At 41.3% G+C, this 14,508-nt stretch carries 13 protein-coding genes; all 13 read right to left on the reverse strand.

The annotated features are described in order from the left end of the window. Positions 1 to 40: 40 nt before the first annotated feature. Positions 41 to 406 carry a S1 RNA-binding domain-containing protein gene (locus RDV49_RS09980; RefSeq protein ID WP_023920312.1) on the reverse strand — a complete coding sequence of 122 codons (366 nt, stop codon included), beginning with the start codon at positions 404 to 406 and terminating at the stop codon, positions 41 to 43. A 1-nt stretch (position 407) separates the two neighbouring features. Beyond that, positions 408 to 1,808 (reverse strand): bifunctional Cof-type HAD-IIB family hydrolase/peptidylprolyl isomerase, encoded by a 1,401-nt coding sequence (locus tag RDV49_RS09985; protein ID WP_037608300.1) that lies wholly within the window; start codon positions 1,806 to 1,808, stop codon positions 408 to 410. A gap of 44 nt (positions 1,809 to 1,852) precedes the next feature. After that, on the reverse strand, positions 1,853 to 2,485 hold the full coding sequence (locus RDV49_RS09990; RefSeq protein ID WP_003010319.1) for a response regulator transcription factor: 633 nt from the start codon (positions 2,483 to 2,485) through the stop codon (positions 1,853 to 1,855). Beyond that, positions 2,482 to 3,498 carry an envelope stress sensor histidine kinase LiaS gene (locus RDV49_RS09995; RefSeq protein WP_003010322.1) on the reverse strand — a complete coding sequence of 339 codons (1,017 nt, stop codon included), beginning with the start codon at positions 3,496 to 3,498 and terminating at the stop codon, positions 2,482 to 2,484. Before RDV49_RS09995 ends, RDV49_RS09990 begins: the two co-directional genes overlap by 4 nt. After that, positions 3,495 to 4,190 (reverse strand): cell wall-active antibiotics response protein LiaF, encoded by a 696-nt coding sequence (liaF, locus tag RDV49_RS10000; RefSeq protein ID WP_003003865.1) that lies wholly within the window; start codon positions 4,188 to 4,190, stop codon positions 3,495 to 3,497. The genes RDV49_RS09995 and liaF overlap by 4 nt, the downstream gene beginning before the upstream one ends. A gap of 116 nt (positions 4,191 to 4,306) precedes the next feature. After that, the gene (gene pknB / locus RDV49_RS10005) at positions 4,307 to 6,178 is read right to left on the reverse strand and encodes a Stk1 family PASTA domain-containing Ser/Thr kinase (RefSeq protein WP_003010327.1); all 1,872 of its coding nucleotides are present in this window, start codon (positions 6,176 to 6,178) and stop codon (positions 4,307 to 4,309) included. Then, positions 6,175 to 6,915, reverse strand: a complete 741-nt coding sequence (locus tag RDV49_RS10010) for a Stp1/IreP family PP2C-type Ser/Thr phosphatase (RefSeq protein WP_003010330.1) — start codon at positions 6,913 to 6,915, stop codon at positions 6,175 to 6,177. The genes pknB and RDV49_RS10010 overlap by 4 nt, the downstream gene beginning before the upstream one ends. 21 nt (positions 6,916 to 6,936) lie before the next feature. Next, positions 6,937 to 8,250, reverse strand: coding sequence for a 16S rRNA (cytosine(967)-C(5))-methyltransferase RsmB (rsmB, locus tag RDV49_RS10015; protein WP_003010333.1), 1,314 nt, complete (start codon positions 8,248 to 8,250; stop codon positions 6,937 to 6,939). Next, positions 8,240 to 9,175, reverse strand: coding sequence for a methionyl-tRNA formyltransferase (gene fmt / locus RDV49_RS10020; RefSeq protein ID WP_003010335.1), 936 nt, complete (start codon positions 9,173 to 9,175; stop codon positions 8,240 to 8,242). Before fmt ends, rsmB begins: the two co-directional genes overlap by 11 nt. An 11-nt stretch (positions 9,176 to 9,186) precedes the next feature. Beyond that, positions 9,187 to 11,595 carry a primosomal protein N' gene (locus RDV49_RS10025; RefSeq protein ID WP_003010336.1) on the reverse strand — a complete coding sequence of 803 codons (2,409 nt, stop codon included), beginning with the start codon at positions 11,593 to 11,595 and terminating at the stop codon, positions 9,187 to 9,189. A gap of 63 nt (positions 11,596 to 11,658) precedes the next feature. Further along, a complete protein-coding gene (rpoZ, locus tag RDV49_RS10030; protein ID WP_003010339.1) occupies positions 11,659 to 11,973 on the reverse strand; it encodes a DNA-directed RNA polymerase subunit omega in 315 nt (104 codons plus the stop codon). Positions 11,974 to 11,998: 25 nt separating this feature from the next. Next, on the reverse strand, positions 11,999 to 12,631 hold the full coding sequence (gene gmk / locus RDV49_RS10035; RefSeq protein WP_003010341.1) for a guanylate kinase: 633 nt from the start codon (positions 12,629 to 12,631) through the stop codon (positions 11,999 to 12,001). Positions 12,632 to 12,737: 106 nt separating this feature from the next. After that, positions 12,738 to 14,345 carry a ribonuclease Y gene (locus tag RDV49_RS10040; protein WP_003010343.1) on the reverse strand — a complete coding sequence of 536 codons (1,608 nt, stop codon included), beginning with the start codon at positions 14,343 to 14,345 and terminating at the stop codon, positions 12,738 to 12,740. Positions 14,346 to 14,508 lie beyond the last annotated feature (163 nt).

Here is a 14,508-nt window from a genome sequence, read left to right on the forward strand (position 1 = left end):
TAAAAAAACTTCGGTAGGTTTCATCAACCTATCGAAGTTTTTATTTTTTTTCTTGTTTGCTAAAGAATACCTTTCCTTCTTTGACCCAGGTCGGCATCTGTTGAGCTAAGGGCGCAAAACCACTCTTATGGCGGTCATTTGAAAAACGATGGTGTCGAATGCTTCGTTGTGGTGTTTCTTCTAGCGTTCTCAGAGAGAGGCTAGCTTTCTTAGAATATTCATCAACATCGATGACTTGGACAAAGACTTTTTCTCCAATTGAAAGAATATCATGAATATTACTTACATAACCACTTCTAATCTCTGAGATATGAATCAAGCCCGTGACACCCGACTCTAGTTCGACAAAGGCACCATAAGGTTGAATGCCTGTAATGGTCCCTTCTAACTTATCTCCAATTTTCATATTAGTCCTCAATTTCGACGGTTTCAATCACGACATCTTCTACCGGCTTATCCATCATCCCTGTCTCAACAGCCGCGATCTCATCCAACACAGCAAAAGAAGCTTTATCCATCAATTGTCCAAATACGGTATGGCGTTGATCTAGGTGAGGAGTTCCTCCTTCTGTCGTATAGATTTCAGCAATTTCTTCAGGCCAGCCACCGCGGACCAATTCCTTTTTCGAATATGGGAGATGTTGATTTTGTACAATAAAGAATTGGCTACCATTTGTGTTTGGTCCAGCATTTGCCATCGAAAGGGCTCCGCGAATATTGTACAGTTCTTTTGAAAATTCGTCTTCGAAGCTCTCACCATAGATGGATTCACCACCCATACCTGTACCAGTAGGATCTCCCCCTTGGATCATAAAATCTTTAATAATCCGATGGAAAATGACACCATCATAATAGCCAGACTTAGCAAGAGCTACAAAGTTTGCAACTGTTTTTGGCGCTTGATCCGGGAACAATTGAATGTTCATCTCACCGTGATTGGTTTTGATCACAGCGACAGGACCGTCAACCGTAGCAAGTTCTAACTGTGGTAATGTCAATTCTTTTTCAACCATATTTAACTCCTCTAAGGCATAGAATATGCCATCTTCTTCTAAATTCTTAGTGATATAATCAGCTTTTTCTTGTAACTCTGGGGCAGATTTTCCCATTGCGATACTAATTCCAGCGTAATCAAACAATTCTAGATCATTTAATCCATCCCCAAATACTAAAACATTCTCTGGCTTCAAGCCCAAATGATTTACAAGATGAGAAACTCCTGAAGCTTTTGAAGCTTCAAAGCGAACAACATCTGACGAATGGGGATGCCACGAAACTAGGCGCAAGTTCTCTTGCAAAGAAGGGGGCAACTCTAGCTCACTATCCTGTTCATCAAAGGTCCACATTTGGAAAATAGGTTCTTTCAAATGCAGATCTGGATCTACTGGTAAGTTTGGATAAATGATGTCAATAGCATCACTGATCAAGGGTGTCCGATTAGACAGGGAAGCTTGATGACTAGCTACTAACCCATAATCAATCTCGGATTCTTTGGCCCAATCCACAAAAGAAGAAACGATTGCTTCATTGATTGGTGATTGGTAGATCACAGTTCCTTTTGTATCTTCTATATAGGCACCGTTTAAGGTTACTAGAAAATCAGGCTTTAAGTCCATGATTTCAGGAACAACCCCAAAAATCCCTCTACCCGTTGCAATCCCTGTTCGGATTCCTTTTTCTTTCAATTGATGAAAGACTTCTTTGACAGATTCTGGGATCAATCCAGTTTCTTTTGCACGTAATGTATCATCAATATCAAAAAAGACGATTTTAACTTTTTTGGCTTTATAACGTAATTTTGCGTCCACTTGTCTCCCCCTTATGATCATGCTCTATTATAGCATGTTTCCCTTTAAAAATCTTCTTGATTCACCAGATGGTGTCGGAAGGCATAGACGACTGCTTGCGTCCGATCACTGACTTCTAATTTGGATAAGATGTTGGAGACATGGGTCTTCACTGTTTTTAAAGAAATGAAGAGTTCATCTGCTATTCGTTGATTTTCATATCCTTTCGTCAATAAAGCCAGAATATCTCGTTCTCTAGCTGTCAAATCATCATGCAATTCAGCATGGTTCTTTCGTGACTTAACTTTTTGACTAACTTCTGTCTCAATTGCAAATTCTCCCTTTGCAACCTTTCGGACAGCCTGTAAGATCTCAGTTGCTGACGAAGTCTTTAAGATATACCCTTTTGCACCTGCATCTAAGACTGGGTAAATCTTTTCGTTATCTAAATAAGACGTCAAAATGACAATTTTAGCTTCCGGCCACTCTTTTAGGATGGCTAGAGTTGCATCGATACCATTTAGCTCTGGCATCACAATATCCATGATGATGACGTCTGGTTTTTCTTTCAACGCCAACTCCACGCCTTTTTGCCCATTTTGTGCCTCTAAGACTTGCTCAATATCGGTTTGCATGGACAAAAAGCTTTTCAATCCCAATCGGACCATTTCATGATCATCTACTAATAATACTTTCATACAGTTTCCTTTTCATTTTTATCTTTTACAAGGAGGGGAACACGAATATCTACAGCCACTCCCTTTTGAGGACTCGTTCTTATTTTAATGGTTCCCGCCATGTCTTCTACACGTTCTTGAATATTTTTCAACCCATAACTCAATCGTTCCAATTTTTCCTGCTCAAATCCGATTCCATCATCTACCATCCGTAAATGAAGTTGTTTTCCTTCCTGTTGCAAAAAGACATCCATTTGTTGAGCTCTAGCGTGTTTCAAGGTATTGCTGACAATTTCTTGGACGATCCGAAATAGATGTTCTTCCATTTCTTTTGGAATGCTCATGTCATTATGATGGAAGACAACTGCTAGGTTACTCTTTTCCTTCAATTCTCTAAAAATCATCTCCATCCCTTCTACCAAACTTTTTCCTTCCAATTCTGTAGGACGAAGATGTAGGAGCAAGACGCGTAAATCATTTTGGGCTGTACCTAGAATATCTGACACACCATTTAGTTGCTGCTGGATCTGACTTTTCTCTAACTCAAGAGCCTGTGCTGCCACTCCAGATAAAATCATATTGGCTGCAAACAATTCTTGACTAACCGTATCATGTAGATCACGCGCAATTCTCTTACGCTCGATTTCCACAATTTCTTCTTCATTTCGCATCACACGATTTTCACTCTTTTGTAAATTTTCTTCTAGTCGAAGCAATTTGCTGTCCAATAAATCTAACTGTTGATTCAATTCTTTGGGGGCAATTTCTTTTCGCTGTGAAGCAGTCAGGATAGATTCTACCTTTTGTTGTACTGCATGAACTGTTACAAATTGCGTGATTTTGATAATTAAGACAACCAAAGCCGTCAATGCAAGCGTCAGACTAAAAACCAAAAATAGGAATGACTGAAGCAAGGAAAGATCTGAGAGAAGTTTGCCCCACTGAAAACCAACAAAATGGAAAATGGTATGACAAATGACCGCAACCACCATTAGGGAATAGAAGTACAATAGGAGATAGTCTAATTTCTTCATGCGCGAATCACCTCAACATCCCCAACAATACCAACTAACACAATTTTTATAGAACGGTGCGATCTCCGATAGTGTGCCGTTTCAATGTCTATGGTTTCATTCCTCATTTTACGGACAGGAAGATCCAAAAACTTCAGATCTCCATACAGAGTGTTAATTTGTAAATGCAATTCCAAATCAATCGGTAAGATAATTTTTGTATTTCCAAAACCTTTCCGAATGATCACTACATTGTCCCAATTGCAAATGGCTACCTCCTCTAAATGGAGGGTGTCATTCCCAAAAACTCGGATCACATTCAGATCTCGATACCCTCGACTTTGCTTTGAAAAATGTTGTAAATCACCAATCCATCGAGTTTTTTCCTGACGAATTTTCGTATCCTCTTCAACATCAAACACAACGGCTTCATTTTCCTTATACATATAAGGGTAGGCGATCAATAAACCATAAACCACCGCAAATAAAATGGCTGCAATCACAAAAGGATTCAGCATTACGATAAAAAACAAGAGCACGCTCAGTGCAATTAATAGAAAATTTGCTTTTTGTTTGCCAAAATAGTAATACAAAAGGAGCAAAAAGAGAACCATCAAGACAACAAATCTGGAAAAATCGATTGATAAAATGGTGATCGCTGCTAATGTTAACAAAACGGCTTCAACGAAAATAAAAATTTGTATTTTCCACATAGTCTACCTCATCTTTTCCTATTTTATCAAATTTTTCCTCATTTGACTTCCGTCTGTGGTTGGATAATAGCAGACAATCAAAAAGACTCAGAAATCCATCTGAGTCTTAGACTGATTTATGAATCTCCACCAGTTGCACTACTGCTGGAGCTTTCTGTATCTGATCGTTCAGCAGAGGATGAACTAGATGCATCTGAACTTGATGAGGCTTTCGTACTTGAAGAAGCCATCACTTTAGGCTCATATACAGTCAAAACAATTCGTGTTCGGTTAATATCCACCGTACTCGAAACTTCTGGAGTTTGACTGACAATTTGACCGGCAGAAACAACTACCCCATCAGGGAGATGTTCCGTTTTTCTTAATTCGATATTGGCTTCTTTAATACCATAGATCTCAATCAAATTACTTCTAGCAAAATCATAAGTTGATCCAACATAGTTTGGCATTTCAATTGAAGTCGTTTCTTTCGCTACTTTCAAAACAATCTTGGTTTTTGAATTCAGAGAATATTGCTCTCCTGGAGCTGGGGTTTGTTCAAGAACTGTCCCTGCAGCATAATCGAAGGTCTCAACTTCTTCAATCGTGATCATTTTGCTTGATACTTTATAAGTATTTTTCAGATCTTCCTCTGCTTTAGCTCGTGTTTCTCCTACATAGTTTGGCATTTCAAAACTATTTGGACCTTTTGAAACAATCAAATCAATGCGACTTTGTTCTTTCTTTTGAGCACCTGCATTTGGATTGGTCCGAATGACATAGCCTTCTGCAACCGAATCACTGTACTCTTCTTTCTCTTCACCGACTTGAAGGTCTTGTCCCTCAATAACCGCTCTAGCTTCGGCAATGGTTTTGCCGGAAACATCTGGAACTGTTTTATTGGCTGGGCTCATATACAACAAGAAAGTAAAGGCTGCAAGAACTAGGGCAATGGCAAAAAACAAGACCTTGTAGCGCGCCCGCAAGCGTCTTCTTGGCTTTTTACTTGGTGCCATTGTCTGCTGGTCAGATAATGGTCGATTAGGATCTACCGAACTGATTTCACTGCGTACCTCAGAGATTGGAACAGGAGCCGTCTTTGGAGTTGGACTCACTTTTGGAAGAGTCTTTGTATCAGCTTTCGATTGATCTTCAAAAATCAGTTTTTTCTCATTTCTTCTCTCGTAGGACAAGCAACTTGAAAGGTCCACATACATCTCTGCCACTGATTTATAGCGATCCGTCAGTTTTTTAGCGGTCGCTTTGATCACCACATTTTCTAAAGCTTGTGGAACATTCTTATTCTCTTCCCGAATAGATGGGAGTGGCTTTTGAAAATGCTGCAAAGCGATTGTAACTGCACTATCTCCATCATAAGGAATGTGTCCTGTCAACATCTCATAGAAAATGATCCCCATCGCGTAGATGTCACTTTGCACCGTAGCTTTTGAACCGCGCGCCTGCTCAGGGGACAAATAATGAACCGACCCCAACATCGAGTTGGTCTGAGTCAAACTAGTCTCTGCGAAGGCCACTGCAATCCCAAAGTCTGAAACTTTTGCTGTTCCATCTGGTGTCAAGAGAACATTCTGTGGTTTTAAATCTCTATGGATAATGCCACGCGTATGGGCAAGACGCATAGCTAGAAGGATCTGCCCCATCAAACGAACAGCTTCTTCATTTGATAAAGGAGCATTTTCTTTGATATAGCGTTTCAAGTCTAAACCTGCAACATATTCCATTGCAAGGTATTGTTGTCCTTCTTCTTCGCCAATGTCTGTAATCCGAACGATATTTGGATGGTCCAGCTCTGCCATCGCCTTTGCTTCACGCTGAAAACGCGCAACTGCAATGGGATCCGTCTGGTAATTCGTACGCAGTACCTTGACTGCAACTTCTTCCCCATCCAAAATCAAATCACGCGCAAGATAAACATCTGCCATCCCGCCGCGTCCAATTTGTTGGATGATTTTATATCGCCCGGCAAAAATTTTGCCGATTTGAATCATGCTGCGTCCTCCTCAGTAAAGTGGAGCAGTACAACGGTGATATTATCCAAGCCTCCAGCATTATTGGCAAAACGAATCAAGGTTTGAGCTTTTTCTTCCAGTGAAACATCACTCAAGACAATGTCTCTGATTTCATCTGGGCCAATCATATTGGTTAAACCGTCACTATTGATCAAAATATAATCATCTGCTTCAACCGTCACCAAACCATAATCCGGCTCTAACTCATCTTTTTGACCAATGGACTGAGTGATGATGTTACGTTGAGGATGATGGGCAGCTTCTTCCTCTGTAATTTGACCAGCTCGCAAAAGAGCATTTACAAGAGAATGGTCACTGGTCAACTGCTGGTATTCGCCCTGACGAATGAGGCCAATCCGTGAATCCCCAACGTGGGCATAAATCACTTGTCCTTCTACAAAAGCCAAGGCTTCTAGTGTCGTTCCCATTCCTTTGTGCTCATCATCTTGCCCAGCCAAATGAATCCGACGATTCACAGCTTCTAAATGTTCTGCAAACCATTCCCGTACTTGATTAACCGTCTCGATCTCAGAAGAAACCCAAGCCGCACCTAGGTCTGTGACTGCCATTTCACTAGCAATATTTCCGGCACGGTGTCCTCCCATACCATCAGCAAGAAAAACCATCGGTTTTCCTGCCTTGTTTGTATATTGATTTGCATAGTCTTGGTTATTTGTCCGTCTTTGACCTACATCGGTTAAGATCGTAATATCCATACTGTCAGTTTCCTCCTGATATTATGAGATTCTCTTAAAACGACTAATAAAGAAGCCGTCGCTTCCATATAATTCGGGTGTAATAAGGATACAATCATTTTTAAGAATATCTTTTCTTTCGTGATCCAATGGGACTTGTTCGAAATTTGGATGGTTTTTCAAAAATTGGTCCACCACTTCAAAATTCTCTTTGCCCATAATTGTACACGTACTGTACACTATTATACCACCTTTACGCACACTTTGACAAACACTATCCAGAATGGCCAATTGAATAGCTTGTAAAGATACAAAATCTGCACTCTCTTTATTGTACTTGATATCAGGCTTTCTCCGTATCAAACCAATCCCTGAACAAGGCGCATCCACCAAAATTTTATCGAAAGCATCAGGTCCAAATGTTTCAAAGACTTTTGTCGCATCTAACTTCTTTGTCAAAATTTTGTCCGCAACATGGAGCCGATTAGCATTTTCTTGAATCAATTTGAGCTTATGGTCATAGAGATCCAAGGCTGTGACTTTCCCAGTTGTGAGATAAGAAGCCAGGTGAGTCGTCTTTCCACCTGGCGCCGCACAGGCATCTAAAACCCACTCATCTCCTTGCAAATCCAAAGCCGGTGCCACCAATTGACTGGACTCGTCTTGAATAGTAATGCGCCCTTCTTTGAACAAGGAATGCGCTGCAAAATGTCCCTGTTCTTTCACGAGAGCGGACGGAGCAAGTAGAGAGGAGGTTGCTTCGAACAGCTGAGCCAACTCTTCTTTTTCGTCTAGATCAATCACACGAATACTGGATTTATTACGCTGATAGAGACTCTTAAAAATAGCGCAAGCACGTTCCTCACCGTATTCTTCGATCAATGCTTTGACCAACCATACAGGTAGGGAATACTCTACCGAATAACGTTTGTTCTTTCGCTTGATCGTATCAATAGCTGGTAGCCCCTCGCGGAGGAGCTTTCTAAGAATAGCATTGACAAACTTCTCACTGCCTTCTTTTCGACGTTTTGCTATCCGAACAGCTTCATTGACGATGGCATGATCGGGAATGCGGTCTAAATAAACAAGTTGATACAAACTCATCATCAAAAGATAATAGAGCCAAGGATCCAATTTCGTCCGGTCTTCAATTACGTGGGCGAGATACCACTCGAGTGTTATCTTCCGTGCTACAGTACCGTATACAACTTCCGTAACAAAGCTTCTATCTTTATCTGAAAGTTGAGAGTGTTCTAGCGCTTGATTTAGTGCAATATTAGAATAAGCTCCCTGTTCAAAAACCTCTTCTAACACTCGAACGATCTGTTCACGCGCATTCATTTGTTTAATTTCCAAAGTGATCTCCTACTTTCAATTGACGGCCAGCGCCATTCAAAAAGTCTGTGATGGACATTTTTGGTTTTCCTGCCGGCTGCACAACTTTGAGGGACAATGCGCCTTCTCCTGCAGCGACCAGCAACTCTTTTTTGGTCAAAGCAATCACTTCTCCTGGATTTCCATTTCCTTCGCATAGCTCTGCTTCATAAACTTTAAAGCGTTGCCCATTTAATAACGTATGAGCGACCGGCCAAGGATTCATCCCTCGGATCTGATTAAAGACTTGGCGATTGGTTTTGGTCCAGTCCAAAACCTCTTCTTCCGGTAAAATATTCGGTGAAAATGTGACCAAACTTGGATCTTGTGGACTTGGCTTGATCTCCCCTGCCAGGTAAGCTGGCAAAGTATCTAGGAGTAAGTCACGTCCAAGGACTGCCAATTTTTCAAACAAAGTTCCCACATTGTCCTCATCTAAAATTGGGAGAGAACGAGCTGCAATCATGTCTCCGGCATCCATTTCCTTGACCATTTCCATAATTGTAACCCCAGCTTCTTCGTCACCATTGATCAGGGCATAGTGAATGGGAGCTCCACCTCTATATTTAGGTAATAAAGACGCGTGGACATTCACCGCGAATTGGAAGTTCTCCAACAATTTTGTCGGTAAAAATTGTCCAAAAGCAGCGGTCACAATTCCATCTGCATCTAGTGATAAGAGCGTTTCCATTTCTGGACTACCCGATAATTTCTCCGGCTGAAGAACTGGTAGTCGATGTTCTAAAGCTACCTGCTTCACCGGGGTCATTCGAATCTCTTTTTTGCGACCTACTTTGCGGTCTGGTTGCGTCACAACTGCCAAAATTTCATAGCGCGAATCTGCTAACAATCCCTTTAAAACCGTCGCTGAAAAATCAGGCGTTCCCATAAAAATTAATTTTGTCATTTCTTTCTTCCTTACATAAAGCTTTGAGGTTCATTATCAATACTGACACGTAGATCTTGGTTGCCTCTTTCTTGTGTAAATTCTAGGATTTGATTCAAGACCTGTGTCATGCCTTCTTCGAAACGATATTTCACAATGATTTGATAATGATACAAATTATGTGTGCGTGCAATTGGTTTAGGTGTTGGTCCTAAGATTTGGACCTGATCAGATAAGCCAGATCGGAGAATTTCCATGACCTGATGTGACTTCTCCATCACAATTTCCTCACTCTTATGGGATAGGGTTAACCCAACTGTGAAGTAATAAGGCGTATAGCCTAACTGCCGGCGAATCTGCATTTCATAGGCAAAAAAGCCTTCATAATCTTGGTTTTTGGCAAATCGAATCGCATAATGATTGGGGTTGTAGCTCTGAATGATAACCTCTCCTTCTTTCTCTGCTCGTCCGGCCCTTCCTGCCACCTGAGTCAAGAGTTGAAAGGTTCGCTCTGAGGATCGATAATCCGGTAAATTTAAAGAAGTATCCGCATTCAAGACACCCACTAACGTCACATTTGGAAAATCCAAGCCCTTCGCAATCATTTGCGTCCCTAATAAAATATCCGCTTCTCCATTCCCGAAAGCATCTAATATTGCTGCGTGGCTCCCTTTTTTTCGGGTAGTATCCACATCCATACGCAAAATTTTAGCCTCAGGAAAGATCTCTTGTAATTCATCATAGGCTTTTTGTGTTCCTGTCCCGTAATAACGAATGGAAGGACTTTGGCAATTTGGACAGTGTCGAGGAATCGCTTTGCTATAGCCACAATAATGACAGTTCATGGTTTTAGTATCCATGTGGAGGGTCAGTGAGATATCACAATTGGGACAAGTATCCACAGTTCCACACTCGCGACACATGACAAAGCTGGAATAACCACGGCGGTTCAACATCAAGACGACCTGCTCTTTTTTCTGCAAGCGATCAGCAATAGCTTCCACTAGAACCGGAGTGAAGTTACCAGCTTCATTTTGGCCAATATAATCACGGAAATCAACGACTTTAACTTCTGGAATTTTGGCTGCCGGATTGGCCCGTTGGGTGAGACGAATTAATTCATAAACCCCTTTTGTTGCACGAGCCCTCGATTCTAAACTTGGTGTAGCAGATCCAAGAAGCAAGACTGCTTGATTGTACTGAGCCCTTAGGACTGCGACTTCCCTTGCGTGGTAGCGTGGATTACTATCTTGTTTGTAGGAAGCCTCATGCTCCTCATCAATGATGATGGCTCCGATGTTTTTTAAAGGGGCAAAGATGGCTGAGCGCGCTCCAACGACTACCTTGGCCTCCCCACGTTCAACTTTCCGCCATTGATCATACTTCTCACCATTTGATAAGCCCGAGTGCAGAATAGCTACTTCCTGGCCAAAACGCGAGATAAAACGATCCGTCATCTGTGGCGTCAGGGAAATCTCAGGAACCAACATAATAGCCGTTTTCCCCTTATTTAGAACTTCTTGAATAATCTGCAGATAAACTTCTGTTTTCCCACTTCCAGTCACACCTTCTAGTAAAAAAGGTTTTGATGTTTTCCCAATTTGAGAAACTACTGTTTCGACAGCTTTTGCTTGCTCTGAATTTAAAAGCAGAGCCTGGGTCTGTTCTTTGCCTTCATAATATGCAGCCGCCCGATTCACTTCTCGTTCTGTAATTTCTAAAACACCCTGTTCGATAAAATAAGCTACCACTTCTCGTGAAAAATCCTGATACAATCCTGCTAAGGGTTGCTCCCCTTGCTCTAGTAACAGGCGCTCTTTCAATGCTAGCCTTTTTTTAGCTCTTCCTGATGGTTGAAGTTCTTTTAATCCTTCCTGGTTAACGCGATACCATTTTTCTGTTTTAATTTGTTTCCTATCCTTGGCCTTGTATTCAAGTACCAAATCTCCTTTTCTGACCAACCGCATCACTTGGGCTTGATCGGCCGCATCTAGAGAAGAAAAAGAAACTTCATTTTTTTCACCAAAAAGTTTCACTTTGAGAGTTGGATCTAAAGAAGGTTGAGGATACAAAATCTTATCATAACTCGAATTGAGGAGAGAAGGAAGCATGGTTTTTAAAATCGTGATCTTATAAGAAAAAACACTTTTTCGTAATTGATCTGCCAACCAGAACTGCTCTTGATTTAAGACCGGAGTGTAATCCAAGACCTCCACAATCGCTTTTAATTCCTCGCTTGTGTCTGCCTCTTCTAAAACATCTACCACAATCCCTTGAATGAGGCGATTCCCTTTACCAAAGGGGACATGAACTCGCATACCTGCCTCCACCATATCCTCAAATTCTAATGGAATCTGATAAGAATAGGGTTTATCTGTCTGCATCAATGGGACATCTACGATGACTTTTGCTATCACTTTTTCACCTCCAGCCTCTATCATATGAGCTTTACTTTATCACGGAACCCTTTAAATAGCAAAAAATAAGATTGAGAAGCCCCAACCTTAAATTTTTTCACCATCTTCTTTTTCTTTGGCAATTTGTTCCTTAATTTTGCGCTCTTCTTCTTCTTTGCGAATCCGCTCTGCTTCAATCCGACGACGAAGTGCTTCACGTTTTGCTTCTGGATCCGGGTGAACAACTACGTTTCCAGACTCGATTTCTTCAAGCGCTTGTAATGTTGATTTAACTGATTGGAATTCTTGAGTTGGTACTGCACCACTTTCCAATTCGTGGGCCCGTTTTGCCTCAAGAATAACCAATGAATATTTTGATGGTACTTTGTCAAGCAATGTATCAATAGAAGGTTTTAACATCATATTCCTATACCTAATTTCTAATTATTTATCTCTTCACAATAGTTTGTGTTTTTGGTAACATATCCAGATAATGGCCAATGACACGGTCTACACGGAAATGCTCTGCTTCGATCACACGTTTGACACGTTCAGCAGCAAGAGGAACCTGGTCGTTCACAATGGCGTAGTCATATTCACGCATCATGGCGATTTCTTCTTTTGCTTTTTCAATCCGTTGCGCAATAACTTCTGCACTATCTGTCCCGCGACCCACTAATCGATCTTGCAATTCATCCAAATCAGGCGGAGTTAAGAAAATAAAAACTGCATCTGGAACTTTCTTCTTTACTTGAAGGGCACCCTGAACTTCAATTTCAAGGAATACATCGATTCCCTTGTCCAAGGTTTCATTCACATAGGTTAAAGGAGTCCCATAGTAATTTCCAACGTACTCAGCGTACTCCAACATTTGCCCTTGACGGATCAAATCTTCAAATTCTTCACGTGTACGGAAAAAATAGTCGACACCATCCACTTCACCTGGACGTTGTGCACGCGTCGTCATCGATACAGAATACTGAAACTGATTGTCCGAGTTTTCAAAAATTTCTCGTCTGACCGTTCCTTTTCCAACCCCCGAAGGGCCAGAAAATACGATTAATAAGCCACGATCCGCCATGATTTCTCCTTCAATGTCTTTCTATCTAGTGTAACAAAAATCGGCCTAATTTTCAACTGATTTTTTCATTCAAAAAAGCTTGAGATGCTAGATCTCAAGCTTTTGTTTATTTTGCGTAATCGACTGCACGCAATTCTCGAATCACGGTAACCTTAATGTTTCCAGGATACTCAAGATTGGACTCGATCTTCTCACGAATATCATGAGCTAAGATCGTCACTTTATCATCCTTGATTGCCTCAGGGCTAACCATAATACGGATTTCACGACCCGCTTGAAGGGCGAAACTTGTCTTAACTCCTTCAAAACTATTTGCAATTTCTTCAAGATCTTGCAAGCGTTTGATGTAGCTTTCAAGTGACTCACTTCGTGCTCCAGGTCGAGCTGCACTCAAGGCATCCGCTGCAGCGACAATGACTGCGATGACACTTTCTGGTTCCACGTCACCATGGTGACTGGCAATGGTATTGACCACCACTGGGTGTTCCTTGTACTTCCGTGCCAATTCAGTTCCAATCTCGACGTGACTTCCTTCCACTTCACGGTCAATCGCTTTACCGATATCATGTAAGAATCCTGCACGTCGTGCTAAGGTAGCATTTTCACCCAACTCGCTAGCAATAATACCAGAAAGTTTGGCAACTTCAATGGAGTGACGCAAAACGTTTTGACCATAAGAAGTACGGAATTGCAACCGTCCCATGATTTTCATCAAATCTGGATGGAGGTTTGGCGCACCGATTTCATAGGCAGCCGCCTCACCGTATTCACGAATACGATTGTCAATTTCCTGACGGTTCTTCTCAACCAGCTCTTCGATACGGGCTGGATGGATCCGACCATCTTTGAGAAGGCTCTCCATTGTCATTCGGGCAATTTCACGACGAATCGGATCAAACCCTGACAAGGTCACCACTTCAGGCGTATCATCAATAATCACATCGACACCTGTCAAACTCTCAAAGGTACGAATATTGCGACCTTCACGACCGATAATCCGACCTTTCATACTATCGTCCGGCAAATGAACGGTTGAGTTTGTTTGCTCAGCAACAAAATCACCCGCCATTCGCTGCATAGCTTGCACGAGAATGTCTTTTGCGATTTTATCAGAACGTTCTTTCACTTCCAATTCAGCATCTCGAATCCGTGAGGCAATTTCTTTTGAAAGTTGCTCTTCCGTCTGACTCAAAATAATGTCACGCGCTTCTCCTTGACTTAGAGCAGCGACACGTTCCAGTTCTTCTACTTTCTTGTGTTCAAGCTCTTCCAGCTGTTGTTCACGCGTATCAATGTGTTTAGTTCTATCTGTAAGACTTTGCTCTTTGTGTTCAAGAGACTGTTCTTTGCTTGTTAAAATGTCGTCTTTACGATCAAGATTGCTAGCACGTTCTGCCAAACGGCTTTCTAATTGCTTCAATTCTTGTCGTTCTGACTTAAACTCAGCATCGACCTCTTCACGATATTTTCTGGCTTCTTCCTTTGCCTCCAAAAGTGCTTCTTTTTTAAGTGAACTTGACTCATGCTTCGCCTCTTTTAAAATCAAATCGGCTTCGCGTTCAGCCTGCCCACGTAAATTCGTTGCTTCTTGTTCAGCATTCAAAAGGGTGAGTTCCGCAGCTTCTTTTGAAGCTTTCATTTTAAGAGCAGTTCCCACATATCCAATGACTAAACCAATGACCGCGGCAAAAACACCTGTAATAACAAAATTCATGCTTTTACCCCAAATCTATTTAATTAGTTGAATTAAAAATTCTTTTACATTTTACCATAAATTACTAAAATTAACAATCTAAAAAAACAGGAAAAACCTTTTATATTTTTGCTTAACGCTTGTTCTTTTATCGACTTTTCTTTCATGGAACATCTGTGAGACA

It is taken from the genome of Streptococcus parasanguinis (genome assembly GCF_031582885.1).
In the GTDB taxonomy this organism is placed as follows: domain Bacteria; phylum Bacillota; class Bacilli; order Lactobacillales; family Streptococcaceae; genus Streptococcus; species Streptococcus parasanguinis_M.